13 protein-coding genes are annotated in these 22,790 nt (G+C 40.2%); 12 read left to right on the top strand and 1 reads right to left on the bottom strand.

From position 1 onward, the window contains the following. Positions 1-426 precede the first annotated feature (426 nt). The 12 genes from L1068_RS02700 (at position 427) to L1068_RS02645 (ending at position 21,403) form a co-directional block, all read left to right on the top strand. Positions 427-1,488 (top strand): hypothetical protein, encoded by a 1,062-nt coding sequence (locus tag L1068_RS02700; RefSeq protein WP_237128959.1) that lies wholly within the window; start codon positions 427-429, stop codon positions 1,486-1,488. A gap of 222 nt (positions 1,489-1,710) precedes the next feature. Further along, positions 1,711-2,451, top strand: a complete 741-nt coding sequence (locus L1068_RS02695; RefSeq protein ID WP_237128958.1) for a hypothetical protein — start codon at positions 1,711-1,713, stop codon at positions 2,449-2,451. After that, positions 2,441-2,623, top strand: a complete 183-nt coding sequence (locus tag L1068_RS02690) for a hypothetical protein (protein ID WP_237128957.1) — start codon at positions 2,441-2,443, stop codon at positions 2,621-2,623. The genes L1068_RS02695 and L1068_RS02690 overlap by 11 nt, the downstream gene beginning before the upstream one ends. Position 2,624: 1 nt before the next feature. Next, on the top strand, positions 2,625-3,365 hold the full coding sequence (locus tag L1068_RS02685) for a hypothetical protein (protein WP_237128956.1): 741 nt from the start codon (positions 2,625-2,627) through the stop codon (positions 3,363-3,365). Then, positions 3,355-5,925 carry a hypothetical protein gene (locus L1068_RS02680; RefSeq protein ID WP_237128955.1) on the top strand — a complete coding sequence of 857 codons (2,571 nt, stop codon included), beginning with the start codon at positions 3,355-3,357 and terminating at the stop codon, positions 5,923-5,925. Before L1068_RS02685 ends, L1068_RS02680 begins: the two co-directional genes overlap by 11 nt. After that, the gene (locus tag L1068_RS02675) at positions 5,912-6,532 is read left to right on the top strand and encodes a hypothetical protein (RefSeq protein ID WP_237128954.1); all 621 of its coding nucleotides are present in this window, start codon (positions 5,912-5,914) and stop codon (positions 6,530-6,532) included. Before L1068_RS02680 ends, L1068_RS02675 begins: the two co-directional genes overlap by 14 nt. Continuing rightward, the gene (locus L1068_RS02670) at positions 6,522-6,938 is read left to right on the top strand and encodes a hypothetical protein (protein WP_237128953.1); all 417 of its coding nucleotides are present in this window, start codon (positions 6,522-6,524) and stop codon (positions 6,936-6,938) included. The genes L1068_RS02675 and L1068_RS02670 overlap by 11 nt, the downstream gene beginning before the upstream one ends. A 10-nt stretch (positions 6,939-6,948) precedes the next feature. Then, complete coding sequence (locus tag L1068_RS02665) at positions 6,949-7,599, top strand: hypothetical protein (RefSeq protein ID WP_237128952.1); 651 nt, start codon at positions 6,949-6,951, stop codon at positions 7,597-7,599. 19 nt (positions 7,600-7,618) lie between these two features. Next, positions 7,619-12,046 carry a matrixin family metalloprotease gene (locus L1068_RS02660; RefSeq protein ID WP_237128951.1) on the top strand — a complete coding sequence of 1,476 codons (4,428 nt, stop codon included), beginning with the start codon at positions 7,619-7,621 and terminating at the stop codon, positions 12,044-12,046. Positions 12,047-12,053: 7 nt separating this feature from the next. After that, positions 12,054-20,243, top strand: coding sequence for a thrombospondin type 3 repeat-containing protein (locus tag L1068_RS02655; RefSeq protein WP_237128950.1), 8,190 nt, complete (start codon positions 12,054-12,056; stop codon positions 20,241-20,243). A gap of 17 nt (positions 20,244-20,260) precedes the next feature. After that, the gene (locus L1068_RS02650; protein ID WP_237128949.1) at positions 20,261-20,842 is read left to right on the top strand and encodes a hypothetical protein; all 582 of its coding nucleotides are present in this window, start codon (positions 20,261-20,263) and stop codon (positions 20,840-20,842) included. Positions 20,843-20,920: 78 nt separating this feature from the next. Then, positions 20,921-21,403 carry a low molecular weight protein-tyrosine-phosphatase gene (locus tag L1068_RS02645; RefSeq protein WP_237128948.1) on the top strand — a complete coding sequence of 161 codons (483 nt, stop codon included), beginning with the start codon at positions 20,921-20,923 and terminating at the stop codon, positions 21,401-21,403. A gap of 305 nt (positions 21,404-21,708) precedes the next feature. Here the strand turns inward: L1068_RS02645 and L1068_RS02640 are convergent, their stop codons facing one another. Beyond that, positions 21,709-22,719 (bottom strand): GGDEF domain-containing protein, encoded by a 1,011-nt coding sequence (locus L1068_RS02640; protein WP_237128947.1) that lies wholly within the window; start codon positions 22,717-22,719, stop codon positions 21,709-21,711. Positions 22,720-22,790 lie beyond the last annotated feature (71 nt).

Here is a 22,790-nt window from a genome sequence, read left to right as displayed (position 1 = left end):
TTTTTTTTAATCAAATTATAACGCTTTAATGCATTCTCTATAACTCGCCTAAAACTTCGCATTATGTTTTTGGCATCTTTCATTTGCAAACTTTAGCTTAGTAACCGCTTTTGATTGTAATAACATCAAAATAAGTAGACTCTTTTTTGTATATTTCAGGTAGCTGAAACATGGTGTAAAAACCTATTTACTTGAAAGTAAACCACACGATTTATCGCTAGTATAAAATGACTAGATGTCAAATTTTACAATCGCTTTAAATTGAGTAATAACTCTATATTCAAAGGGGTCGGCAATATTTTGCATTAAATTCAGTTGTTTATAATTTTTAATGTTTTAGTGTGAATTTTTCTCATTTTCTTGATTTAACATGTTGTACACGTATAATGCCCCGATTACGGAGACAGATTAAATGGATTTATCAAGGTGAGAAATCAATACCAGAGCCTCGTTTCAGGGCTTATTTCAGCATGTATATTATGTACAAACCTATCATTGAATGCACTGGAGCTCGCTGAAATTGAAGCGGCAGAAGCGCAAGTAAAGGACTTGGCAGAAAGTGCAGATAAAGGCCTCAGTCAAGTTCCTTCACTCGTGACACAACTGAACCAATTTGAAACGCAATATAATGCGCTGACAACGACACCTAATAATACTCATGCACCTCTTGAAGAGGCGGTTTTGCGCACTAAGTTTTTACTAGCAAATCATGTTTACGAGTATGCTCTTTACCCTTCATTACAAGCTGACATGATTGCACTTGCAAATGGTACGAGTCACGTTGCACTTGCACAGAAGTCGATTAACTTGGCTATTATGCTCGGCGGCCCCACCACGCGTGCTGAACAATTTTATACAAGTTATTTATCGGATCTCGATCTTGGAGGTTTACGTTTTCGTGAAACGCTTATGTATTTCACCTATCACCCTAAACCAGAGATAAAATCAGACATTGACTTTTTTGCCAGTGAGCTGGCGCATCCAATCTTTAGAGGCCCAGCAAGTTGGATATTTGGCAAGCTGAGTACGCCTGGTGATAGTGTGGCGATAGCCAAACTTGCAAAAGCATTAGATCAATCAATAGCAGATAACTATGGCTTTGATACAACGCTATTGACGCTACTAGGATTAGCTGAAGTTGCTGATTTTAAATATATCACAGCTAACTATGGTAGTGCAGGGTTGCCTCCCGAATACCTCACATTGATAGAGCGTTACATTACCTATCGAAAGGCACTATTACCAGAAAAGCTTAATTTAATTAAAGCGAACTTTAATCGTGTTATGAGTCAATATGAGCGTGATGAAGCACTCAAGCTTTTACTGACAGAAAATCGCTCGTCTATTTTAGCTAACTTGAATCTTATGCATGATGTTGAAAGTGGTTTATTTATTGCCCCAGAGCTAGCCGACTTAGCAAACATTTTAGGGTATACCATTTCAGGCAGTGCCGATAACCCAGTGATTACTGCAAAAAGCTTAAATTAAACAAAGCGTAATTCTACGATAAACCAAGCTTTGCGCGTTGTTGTGACTGTTTCTTTACAGATATTAAGTGAAAACTGTGCTTAGGAACGCACTGTAACAAGATGCGCAAAAGCCACAAACACAGCACTTTAACGCGCTCTAGTGTAGCGAAAAGTGACTAAAAATGGCCAATAACAACAATATGATAAGACAACACAGCGCTTGAAAAGGACTAATAATAAAATGAAACCCCTGTTTTTAACGCTCTGCATTTTGGTGTTGGCCGGGTGCACAAGCTTGATGGATAAGTCACACGGCTACCGTGGGCCCATTGCGGTGACGGTTAAACCGCAAGATGGCATTGAATCGACAGAGCCGTTTGTTATCACATCGGCCCATGTTGAAACCTGTGGTCATGGTGGCTGCCCGTATGATGATAGCTACAATTACTATCGGCATAAAAGGCTCGGCTACGCTAATCAAGCAGTGGTTTTTCCGCGGGAAAAGCTGCAACTATTTATATCAAATGCCTACGCCAATATATTATTTAAGTTAGTACATCCGCTGTACTCTAACTCAACCACAGAAAGAGGAATTGCACCAAGTAGCGCGGATGAAACAATTCCGCTGACCCTAGAAGCCGAACCGTTTGAGGCAAAATTAGCTTATATTGAGGGGTATGCGGCTGACTACAAGGCTAAAATGGCGCAGTTTGCGCGGTGGACTAGAGAGTATCGCGACAATGAATGGTCATACGGGCAAGCGCGATACAATCTAAGAAGAGCTGTTCTATGGCAAATTCGCATGATGCGAGAAGAATATTTACCGCAGTTTTCGCCCGAAGAGCAGGCCCGGATTAAGGCGAAATATAACCCCATTTATAAAGAGTGGTTCTATCGCTACCCAGAAACAAACTGTTCCGGTAGCTCGGATTGCCAGGACGATATAAAAAAACCAAGGACGAAACATTTTTATGGACTGTAAGTTTAAACTGACGAAACTAGTGTTCTGCTTAGCACTATCAGGAGTGAGCCTAACAGGTATAGCCCATGATACTAATACCACCCATCCACGTATCAATGAGATTATTGGCGAGTCTATTTTGGTATTTAATCCCCCAATGCCAAGGCTAACGGCGCTTTACAAGGAACAATAAAATGAAACGCTTATTTTTAACACTTAGCATTTTGGTGTTGGCCGGGTGCACAAGCTTGATGGATAAGTCACACGGCTACCGTGGGCCCATTGCGGTTACGGTCAAGCCACAAGATGGCATTGAATCGACAGAGCCATTTGTTATCACATCGGCCCATGTTGAAACCTGTGGTCATGGTGGCTGCCCCCGTGATGATAGCTACAACCACTATCGCCATAAAAAGCTCGGCTACGCTAATCAAGCAGTGGTTTTTCCGCGGGAAAAGCTGCAACTATTTATATCAAATGCCTACGCCAATATGCTTTTTACGTTAGTACATCCGCTTTATTCTAATTCAACCACAGAAAGAGGAATTGCGCCAAGTCGCGCAGATGAAACAATTCCGCTCACTCTTGATGCCGAACCGTTTGAAGCGAAATTAGCTTATATTGAGGGGTATGCGGCTGACTACAAAGCTAAAATGGTGCAGTTTGCGCCGGGCACTAGAGAGCATCATTCTAATAAAATGTTATACGAGCAAGGTCGATATAACTTAGGAAGAGAAATTCGATGGCAAATTCGTATGATGCGAGAAGAATATTTGCCGCAGTTTTCGTCCGAAGAGCAGGCCCGCATTAAGGCAAAATATAACCCCATATACAAAGAGTGGTTTTATCGCTACCCAGAAACTGACTGTTTTGACCGCGTGGATTGCCAAGACGATATTAAAAAACCAAGGACGGAACATTTTTATGGACTGTAAGTTTACACTAACTAAAATAGCGTTCTGCTTAGCACTATTAGGAGTGAGCCTAACAGGTATAGCCCATGACACGAATACCACTCACCCTAGGATCACCCATATCATCGGCGAGTCTATTAAGACATTAGACAAAACTGATGGGGCGTATTACCAGCTGTATCAGCAGCACCCGGCCTATGAAATTAAGCACTTTGGTGAAGCGCAGCAAAAATCAGAACTTGGCAAGCTATACCCTTACCTTTGGGGTTTTGATCCGTTGTTTCCAAATAAAGATCAAAAAGACATCGATGAGGATGCTGGTACGATTTTTTCAAAAAAGACGCCCTATAAAGCATTTCGTAAACCGAGTTTGGATGTACTTGATGGCGTGGTAATGGAAGATGAACCTGCAAACCGCGTGATGTCGCATTTTCAACACGCGTATTCGGGCATGCCGATGAATGTAAGCGATTGGGTGATTGGCGCAACGGGTGCAGTGCATGACTTTTATGGTTTTATTGAACCCAGCGAAATCGCCGCCGGGCGGTTTTTTAACGATGCCATTACGACCATGGGTTATTTAAATACCATCGATGATTTAGTCGAAATGGACCCGCAAGGGGACTGGAGTATAAAGCACCACGGCAAGCAGCTAAGCGGTGCTAAAGCCATGTGGTTATTTGGCCATGCCCTACACCACGCGGAAGATATGAGCTCCATTGCCCATGTGCACGGCGATGCTCATTTAACGGTGTTCACCCATGCAAAAGATTATCAGCTACATGGCGAGCCAGATGATTACGAAGCCCATTTTATTCCCAGTAAAATCTATGAATTTATTGGAGGGATAGCTGATCCTTGGTTTAGAGCGGTGCCACACGCAAAGTTAGTAACGAGTGCGGGGCAACTTTGGGGGCGCAGTAGCGACCCATCTGTTGTGAGTGGATTAACTGATTTACTTGACCCAAATGTGATGTCGCGCGGCATTTATAACGTGCCGTTATTTCAAGGTCATTTACCAACGTGGTTTAAAATACAGATTATCGATGATTCCTATTCAAAGCCAATAAGGGCAAGTGAAATCGGTAAAAAGTGGCTTACTGATGTAGAAGCAACCCTTGCATCGTATGAGGCTGCGGGTATGCTGTGTGGTCAAGGGGAACTTAGCAAAATGTTTTATTTTGGCGACCTTGCTGACTATGTAAGTGAAGAAGGCCCAAAACTGACGCAGTGTGGTTTGCGCCTAAACCTTAAGTCGCGACGCAAGTTACCCCACTACGAGATTCTGCATGCAGCGGCCAAGCATAGAGAGGGGAGCGGCGACTATCCAGCTCATAGAGTTAGGCTTAGAGGCAGTTTTAACAGCTTGTTTGCCGATTGGTGGGAGGCGTCAGCCATGGGGGGACCTGAAGACTTTTACTACATAGAACAAACCATGAAAGGCATGGTTTACGAAGGGGAAGAGGATGGCAAAAACATCGCCCCTGGAGAGTGGTTATTGAGGCCAAACTATCTTCGCCAAGATATTACAAAACCATTTTCAGCAACCAATCCGCTAGTTAAAACGTGCACAGAATATTCGGCAGCGCAAATCCGCTGTTTAAAAGGCGATAGTTTATTGGAGCGCTTTGCAGAGGTGTTAATTCCGTATTCAATGGAATTTTTAACCGGCTACAGCCAGTTTTTTTATGATGTGGCAAACTTACCGCCTTATTTGCAAGAAGTGACGGTAGCACAAAACAACCGCACGCACTATGGCATGAAGTGGCAAGGTAAGGTAAACAAAAGCGGCCGGATTACCATGATGTATGAGAAAGCACAGTTTCCTTTAACAGATAATTCTGTGAAAGAACCGTTTAACTTTATTGCCCAGCGCTATAAGGCGCAAACCATTCCTCATTTAGGGTTTTTAAATCAAAATGACGCCATCACAGTGAACCTTAAGTTTAATGAAGCCATTCGCCATCCCAATCTTGCCAATAGCGGTTTTGAGCTGGGTTTAACCAAGATGGGCACTGATAAACTGTTTAATATAGATAACCTAACGTTTAACGTACTCAATGATGGATTTTCGGGTTGTGTGTCGCTTAGTACAGACGTATTAACCACGGGTAACTGTTGGCAAGTGACGATCCCAGCCAGTGAACTCGCGGGGTTATTTGCTGATGGGTTAAACGGACGTATTACCTTGTTAGTAAAAGCGGCGGATCTTAATAATCACCGAGATAAAACCGGTAAGCCGACTGAGGATGTGATGTTAGGTAGTTTGTTGGATAGCACGCCTGCGACACCTGCGAGACGTTATGTAACAAAAACGGGGCCGAGCTATCTTATTTATGCGGGCGAAGAAGGTTCTATCTACTCACGGGAAAATGAGTATTTTTGGCACACAACCGAATCCGTACCGGGCGATATGTTTGGTGATTTAAAAGATAAGGTGGGTGCCTTTGCTTATGAGCCCGGTTTTGACCGCAATCATGTGTTGTTATTTGACAGTACAAAGCCTGAAATCAGATTAGAAGCAACAAAAGGGGCATTTACCCCAGAATCTAAGGAAGGAACAAACAGTGGCACGGATTAATTATATTTTAATGCTATCACTATTATTGTTTTGCCAAACAAGTAATGCAAATTCTCTTAAGTCACAACTAAAAAATGCAGAAGTCGTGGTGCAGGGGCGTGTTATGTCGAAGCAGAGTGAATGGGTAGATGGTCAAATTATGACACTTACGCACATTTTAGTAAGAGATGACTTGACCGCAGCAGTGAATGGGCACGCAGCTAAGAAAAACCTAGTTATTAGCCAGTTAGGTGGAACAGCGCTGCATCCTCAACTGAATGTCTCGGTGTCGCAACACCTTTCACATCAAACAACATTAAACCTAGGTGACGAAGCCCTTTATTTTACAAAATCAGATGGTCTTGGTCATCATGCTTTGCTTGATGGAAAGGCGTCTGTGATTCGCATTCAGGGACTGGGTAGCGACAAACCCATATTGCCTGCGCTAACACAACTTGCAGTTGCCACGCATAGTCAAGCAGCTATTACAACTGCGGGCGTTGAGCAAAAGAGCAAGCCGCATAAGGCAGTATTAAAGCAAGAGGCACTTACTTTAATGAATGCTAAAGCACGTATTCGTAAGCTATTAAGTGAACGAAAAGATAAAGGATTAGGCAATGAAAAATAAGTGCATAGTGATTGGTTTGTTTGTCGTTGTGTGTTGTCAGCTTGAGGCGTCGCAAACTGAGCAAGATTTAATTGAAAGTATGATACAGAATCAGTATACAACGCGTTATCAAGGGCAGCCATTGGCAACGAAGCAAGTAGCAACGACGCCAATTAAAACACAGCATCAAAACAATAAAGTAAACAAGCCAACGGCAAAAGTAATTCATTTAACACATGAAAAGATTAACCAAACGAACTTTACCGATAAATTTATTGTAAAGCGCTTAGATGCCACAAACGTTGCGTTAGGCGCGACGGGGATAGGGCGCATACAGCAACATGCACGGATCACGCAAAAGCCTGCAAGTGGTGATGTGGTAAAACCAAAAACTACAGACAAAATAACCGCGCCAGCAAGTAAATAAGGACGTTTAGATGGATAGCTTAACTAAAGCGGCCGCTTTTGTCGCGATGACACTTGCATTGCCCGTGAGTGCTGATTTTATTCAGTATAATGTTACGCCTCACAGCAGTGAGATTAAATTTGAAAAAGCAGTTGATTTGTCTGCTGGCACCACGCAAATACATCATTTTTCGTTAGGACGTGAACAAGCGGCGGTTGTTAAAAATTTAGCGGTTTTAGCAGATGCGGGTATGTCGGCTTCGCTTGCAACGGCTGAACAAATGCACTGGAGCGAGCAACTTCCCTTGGTATATGCTCCTAAATGGCAGCGTGATTATGGGCAATATGTGCTTGCAATACCTGAACTCAGTAGGTACCCCCTTGCTGTGAATGCAACGCTCAATCGCGCTGTTTTTAATTTAGCCAACTTAGTTTTAACAGCCCCACTGAACGCTGAGCTTGAAAAAGCGTATGTGTTAACCACTTGGTGGGATAGTGAAAGTGAGCTTACAGATATTACTTTGACTTTTTCGCGGTTAGAGCCAGTTGCAAATAAAGCCGCCCATCTGTTAATGCCTTTTTGCACCACAACAGTAAGCGCTGCTAAAGGGCTGAAAATATTAACAGCGGCCACGCAAACACAAATAAAGCAAATGGCAACACAAGCGCATTGTAATCACTAACCGACAAGAATAAAAATTCATGAAAACATTTAATTGGATTTGCCAACTATTCATGTTGGCAACGTTTCCTGTATTGGCAGGAAGTGTTAATTGGACAATCGACGATTCGAATAACGTATCACCCGTAAAATGGCACGATGCTAATCTTCCCTACAAATGGCATTTAAATGATGCTGGGTATAACCAACTTGAGCTAACAGCGCTTGAGCAACAATTAAAAAATGCGTTTGCAGCATGGCAAAATCTACCGGATAGTCATTTGTCTTTTCAATATCAAGGCCTGTCAACAGAAAGCGGCAGTGGAGATGGCAGTCAGTTGGGAGCAAAAATTGATGGTTACAACCTTGTTTCATTTATTAATCGGGGTATTACATTTACAGATGATGTGCTGGCTGTTTGTGCCTATTCTGTATTTAACTCTGCTATTGAAATAACCGCAGATAATGCCGACCTCAATGGTGATGGTGAAGCAGATATTCCCTTGGGAGTTTACCCTGCTGGCAGTATTTTTGATGCTGACATTTTCTTTGATGGCTCAAAAACGTTTTCTGAGCAACATATTCACAACATTGCACTGCATGAAATTGGCCATTGCATCGGTTTGGCGCACAGTTCTATTGAGCGCACTACTATGTATCCTGTGTTAGACACTGACCTTATAAGAGGCGCGCAAATTAAGCCTGATGATATCGCAACGTTGGCAAGTTATATGGGTAAAAACGATGCTCAACAGCGATATGGCCGTATTGAGGGCGCAGTAATAAATGGCGTGTCTGGTGAGACTATCCGAGGTGCGCATATTATTGCCATAGATAGTGAGACTCGCGAAAAAGTAGTGGGCACGTATAGCCTGACAGGAGGCAGCTATAGTTTGCATGTGCCTGTTGGAAAGTACCTTTTACAAATTGAGCCATTAGATGCGACTCACCCGGGACTAGAAGCCGCCCGGATGAATGCGTTAGTGCGTCTACCTGATGCCGTTTTTTTTGAGCGAGAATTTTACGACTTAAATGAATCGTCTTACGAAGAGGGCAGTGAAGAGCCGAAGTTATTTGATGTAACCGCAGGTTCACAAACGTCAGGTATCGATTTTTACATAAATCAAAAAATTGAGAGTGAGTTTACCTTTTCGTTAAAGCGCGGGTTAAATTATTTTAGCTACCCGCAACATATTCCTTTTGGTTTAAATTCACACGATTTATTGCAGCAAGTTGGTCAATTTATTGGCGTAAACCGAATTGAAAAATTTAATAAACGCACGGGTGGGTTCGAGTTTGCATTTATGCTTAATGGTGAACCGCAAGGCGTTTCATTTGATATTGAGCCCGGAGAAGGCTATTTAATTACCAGTGAGACGGATGGAGAAATGGTCTTTCCCGGTGTGACTTCTTGTCATGAGTTTGAGTTAAAGAAGGGGCTTAACTTAGTTGCAATTAGTTGCCCCCCGGCAAATTTTGATTCTTATCAATTTATAAGTGCGTTAGGTGATTCTAAGTTAGTTGAAAGCATTCGCTATTATGATGCACAGACAAAACAGTATTTTGAGACTCAGTACCAAGGCTCAGAAGTGGTGGGAGACCGCTTTACGCTTACTCATGGTGTGGCTGTTGAAGTACGCATGTTAGCGGATGCTGGAAAGTTTGCGCTCTCAAAGGAGTCAATTACAGCACCGGTGATTAATCATATTTCGCCTGGTAGTGTGATTAAGGGCGAGCATGTTCTTATTACAGGACAAGGCTTTGTTACAAATATTAATGACAATATTGTATTACTGAATGGTCAACGATTACAGGTAAAAAGTGCATCTCATAATAGTTTGTTTGTTCATGTGCCTGAGACTATAGCAGCTGGCGACTATTCGCTATCGGTAACGGTTAACGACTTAACGAGTAACTCGGCGCCAATCAGTGTCATTTCTAATCGCATCACTGAAGCCGACTTGGATTCAACGCAGTTGTTATCAGGTATGATTGTTGAGGCTGCAATTGAGACGTTAGGCGAGCAAGATATTTATACCTTTGTTGCGCTGGCTGGGTCAAAAATTAACGTTATGGTGAACCCCATTAATAGCGCGCCAATGCTCACGTTACAAATGCTCAGTCCAAAAGGTGGTTTGCTACTGCATGAAAGTGTGGAGGTTGCGAGTAATTATATCTCTGTTAACGGTTTTGAAGTCAAAGAAACAGGGATATACACGCTTGTTGTTGGCGCACAAATGGTTGGTGCTTACGAACTTTCGCTTAATATTGAAGCGCCTGTCGGTCCTTCTAAAATTTCAACCTTAATGGGCGACTTTCAGACCGCAGTGAGAGGTACAGAACTGAAAGAACCTGTTTTACTGCTTTTGACAGATAAACGTGGTCAACCTATCTCAAATGCAGATGTGGTCATTACGCAACGAACAACCAGTGTGTCACCTCAAACAAAAGCAAAATCGATACAACAAAAGAAACTGGGTAGCTCCAGCACTGCTAACGAAACGGTTGATACATATTTAGATACTCAGAAATCAAATAGTTATGGCATGGTTGCGGTGAAATTGACGGGACCTAACTTGATTAGTGATTTTGAGTTAGAAATTACCACGCCAGGGATCCCTGAAAATGACCCAATAAAGCTAAATGTAAAAGTGATTGATACGCCCGTTGCGAGGGTTGAAATAGCTAAAACTGAGCAAAATTGTGGTAGTGCCTGCACGGTAGGCACTGAACTACCTGAACCTTGGACAGCGACGTTTTTAAACGCTGAAGGACAGGGTATAGAAGGACTTTTCGTTGATTGGGTGGTTGTATCAGGAGACGGTAAGTTAGGAGACAAGTCCGGCGCTACAACAGAGCAAAAGTTAAGACTGACAACCGATGCTACTGGCACAGTGAAAGCATTTCATAAATTGGGCGAGCAACTTTACATCAATAATGACAATAATATTACGAAGCCTTTAATCACGTTACCGCAAGTTGTCATGATGACTGTACCGGGTCAATCGGCACCGGTTGTTTTTAGTGCAGAAAGTAAGGCTGGAGAGGTAAGTAAGGTTACAGCGAATAGAATGACCGATCTCCAGTTAACAATGTTAACAAAAAGTTACAATTCAATTGGTTTGATAGCCAAAGATGGGTATGGCAATCCAGTTGCCAATGCGGATGTGAAGCTGATATCGCCTGGAGCTGATAGTGGTATTTCAATTGAGCCCAGTAACTCACCAAGCGTACCTATTACAGGGTTTAAAACAAATGACTACGGCATTTGGATTGGGTCAATATCTGTAGGCAATGTATTACCAACTTTTGATGAATTTGGTCGCTCGGATACGGAAGGACTGGCACAACCTTATACTATAAATATACAGTTGGACAATCATTCTGTTGTTTATACATTAGCTGTTGATATGGGTCCTAGACTAGTTCACGAACATGGCACTAACAATTTATCTGCTATTGTGGGCCAGCCATTGGACGAAGTGATTGAGTTTGTTCCCCATGGTTTTGAACGGTCATACCACTATGCAAATTCTGGTAATAGACAAAATGTATGGAGTGATGTAAGAGAACTTCATGTTAACTATGATCCTATCAATGAGCATGCGCAGCCTAAATATGCCCTAGGAGATAAGACTAATATATTGATTGATGCGTACGAGATTGATAATGACACAAACTTTTTAAACCACTATAACATCACATCAAAAGCCGAGCCTATAGAGTTCAGCGTCATCAATTCTAATAATGAGCAGACCGAAATAAAGGCTATTGACACAAAACTTGTTTGCTTACCTAAAGAAGATGGGGATTGTGATGGGTACCGATCAATTTTTTCTGTTAGAAAAGGACGTGTTCAAGTAACAAATATAGGCGATTTTTATGCTAATAAGCCTGTTTTGGTGAAAGCAGTTATACCTAGTTACACCCATAATGTTTTTGTAGGAAATAATTCGGATAAATCAAAGATATTCTATGGCTATAAACGATACCACACGTCCTATTTCTACTTCGAAAAACTTTATGAAAATTTAAGTGCAACTATCCCTATCTACCCCACACCAATCTATATTTCATTTACAATAGATGATGTATTTAAAAATGGCGATAACGATACATCGATTTACCCCGGTATCAAGAGTGTTAGTGGTGTGGACTTAAATAAACTGAAAATAACCATGCCCAATGGCAGCGTAATTGATGCCACTAATTTAAAACAGTCGTTACATTTAAATACTGCTCCTAATTTTGCTCAGATCTGGCTTGATTATCATCAAATCACTGAGCTGACAGACGATTTAATGGAACAAACCCCAGCACATTTTCAGCTTGTGTATCGCCCGAAAGCGAGCGAGTTAAATGAAGGTGAGAACTCCTTTAAGCTAATTGTTTCTGACTCAGCGGGCAATGAAGCCAGTGAAGCAATTTGCACATTTACCTATCCAACATCTATTCAATGTCAGCAGTAGGGATACTATGAGATTAATCATTTTTTTATTGTCACTTATTTCTTTTATAAGTTTACCAGCGTTCGCAACATTGGCGGTCTTTCCTTCAAGTATTGAGGTTTCAGATGTAAATACCCGCTCATTTATTGTTGCTTGGACAGCACCTGAGGATAGCTCAGGGCAAGTTGAAGTATTTTTGGAGCCAAAAGGGGCTTTATCACTTGTCAAAACGCATAATGAGACACAATTCACCTATGCGCAAGACAGCAACATTAGTCAAATCTTACTAACAAAGGGCCTGTTTAGAACGCGGGTAACAGGCTTGCAACCAGGTACCGATTATTATTTTCGAGTAGTGCAAAGTGACTCTGAAGGCAATAGGGTTACCGTGCCCAATTTTGGTGCGCTTTTTCATGTAAAAACGATGTCGAGAGCGAATGTTGTGCTTAATGACAGCTTAGCTGCCTATATCGAACATCAGACCAGTGATTCTGCGCGTGGTAACTTGGTTTATTTCCATTTTCCTAACAGCAAGTACCCGCTTTCTCATGTTGTTGGAGATGCTTTACCTGAGAATATGGCGGCTATTAGTTTGTCGAATGTGGCTGATGGAGAAAAGCACATAACAGTCGATACTTCGGCGTTATCAATTAATGGGCATGAGGTGACGGGTATTGAAAATAGCCAGTACACATTAGCCACTAACTCTCAAACGGGTAAATTGCAATTTGTGCCCTTTACATTATTTGCATCTGACAAAAAGGATTCTGATGGTGATGGCATACCTGATTGGTATGAGTTGGAAAATGGGTTAAGTGTGAATACAAACGATGCGCAAGCTGACTTTGATAATGATGGATTAACAAATTTAGAAGAGTATCGACTAGGTACGGCTGCCAATTCGCAAGATACTGACAAAGACGGTATTTTAGATTACCAAGAAGTAAAAGTACTGGGCACCTCTGCGGTGCATTCAGATACAGACAATGATGGCCTTTCAGATTACCAAGAAGCAGAGGTTTACCAAACTGATGCACTTTCTGTAGATTCAGATGGTGATGGTTTTTCAGATGGTGAAGAGGTAGCTGCAGGCTTTGACCCAAAAAGTAATGAAAATCATCCTCCGCATGCAGATCAAGATAACGATGGTATTGCAGATAAAGATGATAATTGCCCGAGTATTGCAAATGCTGCGCAACTGAATACAGATAATGACGCACTAGGTAATGCATGTGATGATGATGATGATAACGATGGCATTGAGGATTACCTTGATAATGCGCCATTAATAGCAAACCCAAATCAAGAGGATACTGACGGAGATACGATTGGTGATGTGAGTGATAATTGTCCATTAGCACATAACTTTGAACAAAAAGATAACGATAAAGATACACTTGGTGATCTGTGCGATGACGATGACGATAACGATACAGTGTTGGATTATCATCAGGTCGGTGAACCGTCTGCTCATGCGCTACTACTTTCACGTTTAGTGATGGTAAAGAGTGTTAATTTACAGTTTGCAAGAAATTCCGTTGCAAAAGTGTATTTCTTAAAACAGTTGGCTGATACAGGTGAACAGATCCCACTTGGCGAGTTTGATTTGTCGTTACATCGTTACGATGAGGCGCCACAGACTGAAGAACAACAATCATCAGTTGGCCAATTGATTGCGACAATTGATCCTTATAACTGTGATTGTGTGATGATCAATCAACCCCACAGTCAATTGGAAATAACAACTGATGTAGGGGTTAACAAAATTCGATTACCCAGTCATGTGCCATCTGAGGGAGCGACATTATTTTTAACTTCAGAAGATGGATCAGCGTACCAATCCTATAGTAATCAAAACCCAAATATATTAACTAATTTATTGTTGTCAGGTGCATCATTTATTACTAATGACAATTGTCAATTTACGCCAAATCTAGACCAAGCGGATGTTGACAACGATGGCAAAGGGGATGTTTGTGATATTTCACCGAATGATATTGATGGTGATGGTATTTTGAACGGTGTTGATAATTGTCCTGAAATTCATAATGAATCACAAAGCAATCTTGATGACGATGAATTTGGCGATGCTTGTGATCTCGATATCGATGGGGACGGCCTGTCTAATGACATTGAGTTAAACGAGTTATTCACTGATCCTAACAATGCATTTTCGTGGTCGAATGAAATCTCTGACGCAAATGCCGATTTTGATAACGATGGCGTTTCTAACTTACAAGAAGCGATTCAAGGTTCACAGAGCACGATCCCAAATATTAAGCTCATTAATGGACGTAACCTTATTTACTATCCACCTGAATTACTAAAAACGCCTTACGCTGAAGAACTGGTTACTAAATTAGGAGGGCATGAATTCATCAGTAAAATTGCTTTGTTAGATAGTTCAGGAAACATTTCAGCAGAATATTATTATGATGATAATCAGTGGCAAGGTGAAAACTTTGCTGTGATTGAATCTCAAGCCATCGTTGTAGAGGCAATTGCAGAACGTTTGATCGATAGTGTTAGTCACTTTCAATGTGACTCTGCGGAGATAAAAGTTGGGCAAAACTTGATTGCTTTGCCTTGCATAGGGTTTGGAACGAGTGCATTTGATATTTTGACACAATATGGTGCGGATAAACTCGAGTCTATTGTGGGTATAAATTCAAACACAGGGCTGTATCAAACCGCGGCGTTTGTCAATGGTGAGCTATCGGGTGAAGACTTTCCAATACTATCAACCAATGGTTATATAATTAATGCCGTCGAGCAATTTTTTATTGAGCCAGCTACACGAAGTTACGATGGGCTCACGGTTAGCAATTTACAAGATATTTTAGTTGTATCTGAATCTTCAATTGATATTCGAGGATTCATAGATACACCAACTGGTAGTTTGCTTATTAATGGGCAAGCTGTTGCCATTTCTGAGGGCAGTTTTAATCTGTCTGATTATAAATTGGTGTTTGGCGAAAACGTAATTGAGTTTAAAGGCAGAGACCAATACGGCAACGCAATAGTTTATCAACTAACTGTAAAATATGCGGTTGCGCCTAATTTACATATTACCTCTCATCAAGATAGGCAGTCTGTTAATGCAAAATCGATAACTATAGCGGGAAGTTATCAGGGGACTGAGAGGATAACAGTCAATGGCGTAGAAGCACGATTAGATACGGGTGTATTTACAGCATATCCTATTCCGCTTGAAGCTGGGGACAATGTGCTTAACATAATTGGCTACGGTCAATATGGTGTGAAATCTAAGAGAATCCTGCACTTACACAGCCAACCTAAGACGATTACTTTATTGGCTGGCAGCAATATAGATGTAGCGTTTGAACAATCAACCAGCTTGACCAGTTATGGTCGTTTAGAGCCACCAAAATACATCAAAGCGAACCACTTAGATAAAGAAGTCGTTGCGCCAAAAGCAATGTGGAAAGAGGTTTACTCCGGACTAAGCGAACTTGGATTTATGGCCAGTGTCGTAAATAAAGATTTGGAAAATATACCTCGCCTAACAATGAATTTTGAATCTAAAAGCATTGATCCATCTTATGGTGGTTATGATTTTTCGATCCCCTTTGAAGTGACGCATGCTTACAATGCAATCAGTCATATTGATGAAATATGGTTTCATATTACGCTAGTTAAAGAAAATGGTGGTGCAGCAATGGTCGTGACTTCACACCGTGACGGTGAAGTTGAAACTATGTCGAATCCTCGTTTCCAAGGTTATCTTATTGATGCGCACTCACTTGAATACAAGGGTTCAAGTATTGCTATTAATGATGGTTACTTTGATATTCCAGTTAATTTATCTGCTGGCCGAAATTACCTAGAGTTTGAATTGAAAAGGAATGATGTGGTTGATAGAGAAACATACCGTTTAGACTATCACCCAGCTGGTTACCCAAATATAACGGTTACATCTCATACTCATGATGAACATGTGCCTACAGACAAGATTGTTATTGCGGGCACGGCTTCTGAATCAGATATCGACATTAAAATTAATGGTATACCGGTTACTACATTGAATAATGGGTCTTTTTCTAAAGAGATTAACCTACTTGAAGGTGAAAATTGGATTTATGTGACTGGTGAAAAAAGTGGCAAAAAAACAGCATTTCCAATAAAGGTGAATCGACTCAAGCACGGCGCTAAAATTACTAACTTAGTGGATAGAGAAACAATCCATACTGCTTGGCCCAACATTGAAATCGCAACAACTGTAGAAATGAAAAAGGTGAAAGTAAACAATGGTGAATGGCTAGATGCAAATAACAAAAACATATTCTTAACCAATTTACACTTTCAAAATACCTTGAAACAAGGGCGTAATTTAATTTCTATTCAAATAGAATTTTCAGATGGAGTGATACAAACACTCCATAGAACAGTGTTTTTTGAACCGTTGCATTTTGACTTAAAGGTTATAAAACCGGACTCTATTTATGTCCCTATTACCCTTCCAGACACAATCTATCAACAGGTAAAAGCGTTTAAGTTTGATTTTGGTTGGAAACACAGTCGTGAATCAGAATTGTTCCAAGCTCCAGTGCCACGAAATGCGAGTTCTTCTTACGGGGCATATGGGCGAATTCTTGAAGGAAAAGTTGTTGCTGACCACGGATTAAATGAACTCCAAAACAGAAAATTAGTTATAGAGTTCCCTTACGAGATTTATCAATCGCTTGTAAAAAAGGGAGATACTGTCGATTCTGATTCATTTATTCGCGCTTTTGGTCAAGAACAACAGCTTTTTGCACAAAAAATACATTTCACAGCGGATTTTGTTGAAATAAATAACCAGCCTGAAATTTATATATGGAGTCATCGAAACAAGGCCACATCAAGTAGTAAATATGCAACAATTCTGGCTAGCGTAGCTAATTTTATACCTACGAAGGCAACTTTGAATGGTCGCCCTATGGGCATAAAACGCCAACTGCTCAATAATGGGATAAATGAATATTTACTAATTTTGGGCCGTCAGAATGTACTCGAAAAACATTTTACTTTATCTGTTGAAAATGCTGTCGGTAAGGTCATAAGTAAGAATTTTGAGCTTAATTTTGAACCTCTAACATATACATTAGAGGCCGGTCAGGAGTTTTCAGCGGTGTCGGAAGTTGAACTTATTAGGTATCACAATGAAGGCTATATACCGCGTTCAGAGCGCAACGATAACGCTCATAGCGATATCAACATGAATTCCTTTACTCAAGTCGGCATTAATCAAGATAACTATAAAGGTATCTATATAGGCAGTATTGGCTTGGGGGTAGAAACTCTAGTGGGTGGCGCGTCGTCAGGTAAAAAAAATGTTGTTCATTACGCTAATTTTAGAACAAGTTCACCGGAGCTTAACATAACAGACGAGTGGCGATTTTTAAGCTATATTGATGTGCTTGAAGACAGTACTGTTGCACCAAATATCGAGCTAATTTCTTTTGTTGATGGTGATGAAACATTTTTTTCTGAAATACGTTTTAAACTTGATACACCAAATGACAAGCTTGCGAATGTATATATTAATGGCGAATTAGCAGTGAAACATTTCTTAGATAAAGACAATGTTTCAAGTCATAATTCAGAGTTCGACTCCTATCACTATTTAAATATCCCTTTAACACTAGGTGAAAACTTAGTATCTATAAGAGCTGAAGCTTCTTTAAATGATCTGGTTACTGAAAAAACAGTAAAGATAATCAGAAAAGAAATGCCAAAGCCTAAATTTACCGTTACTAGCCCTGTACAAAATGAAGTGTTTAATCTGTTTAATGATGGCCTTAAGCAAATAACAGTTCAAGGTTATGTCGACTCAACAATTCCGTTGGATTCGTTATTTGTGAATGGTGAAAAAATTACTATTGATACCGATGGCAATTTTCTCCATTCTTTAAAATTTGGTACTGGAAACCACCAATTGATATTCGAGGGAAAGAATGCAAGTGGTTTGTCACAACAGCTTGTGGACATTGAAGTTGCGTTAAGTGGTCCTTCCGTAGTGGTTTCTTCCCCTAATTCATCGAATGTCGTTACGATTTCTGAGACTATTGATTTAGAGGGAAATGTTGATGATAAAAATGCGCAAGTGACAGTTAACGGAATAGCTGTCAATGTTGAGCCATCGACAGGTGATTTTACTCAAAACTATCCTTTAAGCTTAGGCGAGAATGTGATTGAAATTGTTGCAGCTAACCAATTTGGCAGTGACACGAAGAGTATCATTGTGACCAGAAATAAGCCCGAACAAGTACACATTGAAGTTGCTGTTGGCGCGAGTGTTACATCTGAGTGGGCGTTGGAAACAACCAATAGTATATTATCTCAATTGAGCAGTTATCGCACTTTGTTTATTGACTCTCCCCCTGAAGGGATTCAACTTAGTATTAGCTTCAATAAAATGACTGGCTCACCCTTAGATACCATCATTTTTGATTATGCTGTAACAACTGAACAATCTGTGGTCCCGGGTATTTATAATATTTCCACTGCGATTGAGTTATTGGATAACAGTCGCAATGTTATCCACACAGGCTATGTTAATGCGACTGTGTATGTTGGTGTAGAGCGTTTAACAGTGAGTTTTAATAATTTAGAGCAAGACCAAAAAATTGGAACTTTAAACTACCTCCTTAATGGTAACGTGAATGATCTTAGTGCAGAGTTACAGATTAATAGTGAGTCTGTTTCGATAAATAACGATGGTAACTTTGCTCATAATCTAACGTTAAATGAAGGGTTTAACCGAATAACTGTAAAAGCTAACACATTAGAGCAAGAGTATATTCGTAGTTACGATGTGAATGTAAACACCGATGAACTTGTATTGACATTAATTTCACCAAAAGAAAACGCGTCTTTTAATCATTCACAAATTGTATTTGAAGGAAGCGTCAGTGATGTTTTAGCTAAAGTAGAAATCAATGGTCAAGTAGTAACGCTAGATGCAGATGGTTTATTTGTAAAAGAGTTGGCGTTTTCGGAAGGAGTCCACACTGCAAAAGTGAGAGCAGACAATGGTTACCAATCTGTAGAAGAGAACATTACTTTTGAAGTCATTACACAAAGTCTAGATTTAAATATTCTCTCTCCATCAAGTGGTGAAGTTTTTAATAATCCAGATATAACGGTTACAGGAACGGTATCGCATTCTGACTCTCAGGTAACTGTCAATGGTTTACAAGCACAAGTCGAGTCAACGGGAGCGTTTTCTCTATCCTTAAACTTGATGCCTGGCGAACATGATATAGTGGTAAAAGCGGTTCAAAACGGTAATGAGGTTACAAAGGTTGTCACTATTACTATAAACTCTACCGATGATATGGAAGTAATTGAAATTATTCAAGGTGGTGAAAGTGCAACTCACTCTCAGATCATTTCGCTGACAAGTGATGAATTGTCTAAAGTCGCGCGGTATTCGTACTCTTTGTCTGATAACCCTAATGGTATCAACTTCAATATGATTAGTGTGTATGGTACGCAAAATGGTATTGGCTTTGATTATAAATATAGTGCAAATACAAGTGCGTTAGTTGGGGAGCACCTATTAGACTTAACGCTAACGCTTCTTGATGCTGGCAACTCAGTTATCAAAACAGAGGTGATTAAGCAAATTATTTCTGTGAAAGATGCAAATCCTGATGAATTAAGACTAACGATTCTTTCGCCTAAGCCCAATACCAATTTTTCCTCTAATAAGGTGTTGGTAACTGGTAGCGTTAATCAGGTTGAATCAGAGGTTAAAGTTGATGGGAATATTACTGTTGTAAACAGCGATGGTAGTTTTTCTGTTGAACTGACGCTAGCTGACGGGAATCATCAAATTAATATTACAGCTGAAAGTAATGGTCAGACCCAAAGCAAAGTTATACCAATAACAATAGACACAAGTGTTCCTGTTGTTGTGGTAAATGTAACTGAAGGTGGAACTACTGATTTTTATGTTGATATAACTGATTCACAAGAGTTAATTTCTCAAGTTAGAGGACTGAATAGTCAGTTTTCATCTGTGCCACAAGGAATAACCATCAACACAGCAGGGGCAAGCTTCATAAGCAATGATACTATAAGAATGAGCTTTAAGATGATGAGCTCTGAGCCTGTTAGTAATGCTGAAATCGATGTCGTTATAACACTCAGTGATGGTGGAGGGAAAGAATTGCTTACTTACCCAGTAATTTTTGCCGTTAATCCCGAATAATGATTTATAAGCAAGTTATGCCTTTAAATAAATTTTTTATAGTTACTCTTCTTCTCTGTGTATTAGTAAGTTACAGCTTACTACTACCAGTTAGAATCGTTGTTAACCCAGATGGGAAACTAAGGGGTAATTTAGTTCAGATACTTGATAATAAATTGAGTGTCACTGATTCGTTTGTTTTAGATAATCAATTGGAGTTCAATGCAATTGATTATCTTGGCTATTTATTGACTGGACAAATCATAAGGTATCTGCACCCTTTGAATAAAGAGTCTTTACATCAGTTGGAATGGGTAAGTTTGTTTTCAAAACGATTAAAGTTAGAAGTTGAATGTTGGTGTGCTGAGAAAACTTATCCAAAACAAGTAGATATTACTTTGGTCACAAAACACTTTGAAAGTTTAGAAAGTATTTACATACCTAACGTATCGGTAGATAACCGTAGACTTGCTATCTCGGGAAATAGTCGCGCTATGTACTTCTTAGTTGCTATTTCAAGCGGACGAGTCGGTGAAGGGAAAAAACTTACGAAGTATCAAGTGAAAGAGAAAAAAGGGTATATGTCGAATGTCATTAATAATATTTATGTTGAACAATAAAAACATTAGACGAGGTGTGCTTCCGCAAATAGGGGCTTAAATAAATCGTGGTTTTATGATTCTTTTTAGGTAAATTTTATGAGTGTGAAAAATGATAAACATCAAGTTTTTAAAGTACTAGTCGTATGCATGGGTAATATTTGTCGTTCGCCTACGGGTGAGGCGGTGCTTAAAGCCAAAGCGGCTTCGTTAGGTGTTAATGTTGAGGTAGATTCAGCGGGTACTATTGCGTATCACGCTGGAGAGCGTTCAGACCCAAGGTCATGCGCTGCCGGTGAGACTCGTGGTTATGACTTTTCATCAATTCGCGCGAGACAAGTGACGGCTAATGATTTTGAATACTTCGATGAGATTCTTTGTGCAGATAAAAGCAATTTATCGGATTTAAAAGCGATTTGCCCCAAGCAGTATCAACATAAACTGAAACTGTTTTTAAGTTACGGTGATAACGAGGTTGATGAAATTCCAGACCCTTATTATGGCGGCGACCACGGCTTTGAGAGGGTGCTCGATCTGATTGAAAATGCCTGCATTGCTTTTTTGCAACAGCTAAAACAATAACTATTAATGCGTGCTAAGTGGAGTATGTGCCAAATGATATGGTGTTTGATTGTGAGAACATGAGTAAACCTTGAAATGTGTTTGGTTAAGCGCTAATAGAAATTAAGTGCTGTGTCGTGGCACCTTAGGTGCCGCGGTCTGTTAATCTGAATTAGTTAACCTAATTTCATGAGATATTGTTACCACTTTGCTTCAATAAAAAGCAATTCATCAGAGGTTTTAAGTAGTCGCTTTAATATTAGTCAGCTATTAGTTTTTAATCTTAGTTAAGCTGTATGTAACATTAAGTTGGTGTAATAGCACATTTATCTAAGGGTAATTACACAATTTCGACCTGCGTTTTTTGCCCGATAAACAGCGACATCAGCCTTTTTAATTGTATCTTCAATAGAGTGTTCTAACGCCATTTCTGCAACACCAAAACTTGCGGTAAGTTTTATAATGCGTTGTTCGTGCTGAATTACCATATTTTCAATGGTCACTCTTAGTCTTTCAGCGAGTTGGGTTGCTTGTTGTTCGTCAGTATAGGGCAAAATTATTATAAACTCTTCGCCACCGTATCGACATAAACAATCTTCCAAACGCAATTGGTTTTGACACGTACGAGCAAATTGTGAAAGTACGATGTCGCCGGCTTTGTGGCCAAATTCGTCGTTAATATGTTTAAAATGATCTAGGTCGATCATGATAAGTGAAAGCGGTGTTTGTATGCGATATTGCGAATTTTTAGCACTTTGTACGCGTTCATTAAAATAACGCCTGTTTTTGAGGCCTGTTAGCGCATCAACAAACACCAGTTCGCTTAGTTTGTTTTGTAATTTTAGTGTTTCAAGCGCCATAAGTCGCCGACTGCAGCTATCAGCCAGTGATTCGGCATATACAATATCTTCGTTGCTCCAGCAGTGAGGGCTTTTTGTTTTACAGCTGATCACCCCTTGCGCTTTACCGTTTTGAAAAATAACTGTATCTAGTATTGTGTTAGCCACGTTATCAGACTGATCATTGTGGGTATTTTGCAGCTGGTGGTTTGCCATAATGGTTTCGCCTTTGAACATGCGTTCAAAGTAGTCTGGGTGCTGTGCGATATCTAAAGTGGGTATTGTTTGCACATCAATTTCGCAACTGCTGGCAACGCAATGTAAATATTCAGCTGAATCAATGTCATTGACTAGCCAAACAGTTATTTGATCGACACATAAAAAGTGACAGCCTTCAGATAGTAAATCGGTTAATAAACTATCTAAATTTGATGCTTCATTAATCGCTAATGAGCTAACGCGACGCAGTCGCTGTCTTGCTTGTTGGGGGGTAAGCATATACATCCGCCTATTTAAACCTGTACCTCCCTGCACCTTAATGTTTTCCTTTACTACTATAGTAGTGTTTT

Origin of the sequence: Pseudoalteromonas sp. MMG024, assembly GCF_021654175.1 — a bacterium.
In the GTDB taxonomy this organism is placed as follows: Bacteria; Pseudomonadota; Gammaproteobacteria; order Enterobacterales; family Alteromonadaceae; genus Pseudoalteromonas.
This window is presented reverse-complemented; position numbering and strand designations above follow the sequence as displayed.

Excerpts from the sequence above, each read along its gene's own strand:
- L1068_RS02695 (WP_237128958.1), top strand. The coding sequence starts at position 1,711 with ATGAAACCCCTGTTTTTAACGCTCTGCATTTTGGTGTTGGCCGGGTGC.
- L1068_RS02690 (WP_237128957.1), top strand. The coding sequence starts at position 2,441 with ATGGACTGTAAGTTTAAACTGACGAAACTAGTGTTCTGCTTAGCACTA.
- L1068_RS02685 (WP_237128956.1), top strand. The coding sequence starts at position 2,625 with ATGAAACGCTTATTTTTAACACTTAGCATTTTGGTGTTGGCCGGGTGC.
- L1068_RS02680 (WP_237128955.1), top strand. The coding sequence starts at position 3,355 with ATGGACTGTAAGTTTACACTAACTAAAATAGCGTTCTGCTTAGCACTA.
- L1068_RS02670 (WP_237128953.1), top strand. The coding sequence starts at position 6,522 with ATGAAAAATAAGTGCATAGTGATTGGTTTGTTTGTCGTTGTGTGTTGT.
- L1068_RS02665 (WP_237128952.1), top strand. The coding sequence starts at position 6,949 with ATGGATAGCTTAACTAAAGCGGCCGCTTTTGTCGCGATGACACTTGCA.
- L1068_RS02660 (WP_237128951.1), top strand. The coding sequence starts at position 7,619 with ATGAAAACATTTAATTGGATTTGCCAACTATTCATGTTGGCAACGTTT.
- L1068_RS02655 (WP_237128950.1), top strand. The coding sequence starts at position 12,054 with ATGAGATTAATCATTTTTTTATTGTCACTTATTTCTTTTATAAGTTTA.
- L1068_RS02650 (WP_237128949.1), top strand. The coding sequence starts at position 20,261 with ATGCCTTTAAATAAATTTTTTATAGTTACTCTTCTTCTCTGTGTATTA.
- L1068_RS02645 (WP_237128948.1), top strand. The coding sequence starts at position 20,921 with ATGAGTGTGAAAAATGATAAACATCAAGTTTTTAAAGTACTAGTCGTA.
- L1068_RS02640 (WP_237128947.1), bottom strand. The coding sequence starts at position 22,719 with ATGCTTACCCCCCAACAAGCAAGACAGCGACTGCGTCGCGTTAGCTCA.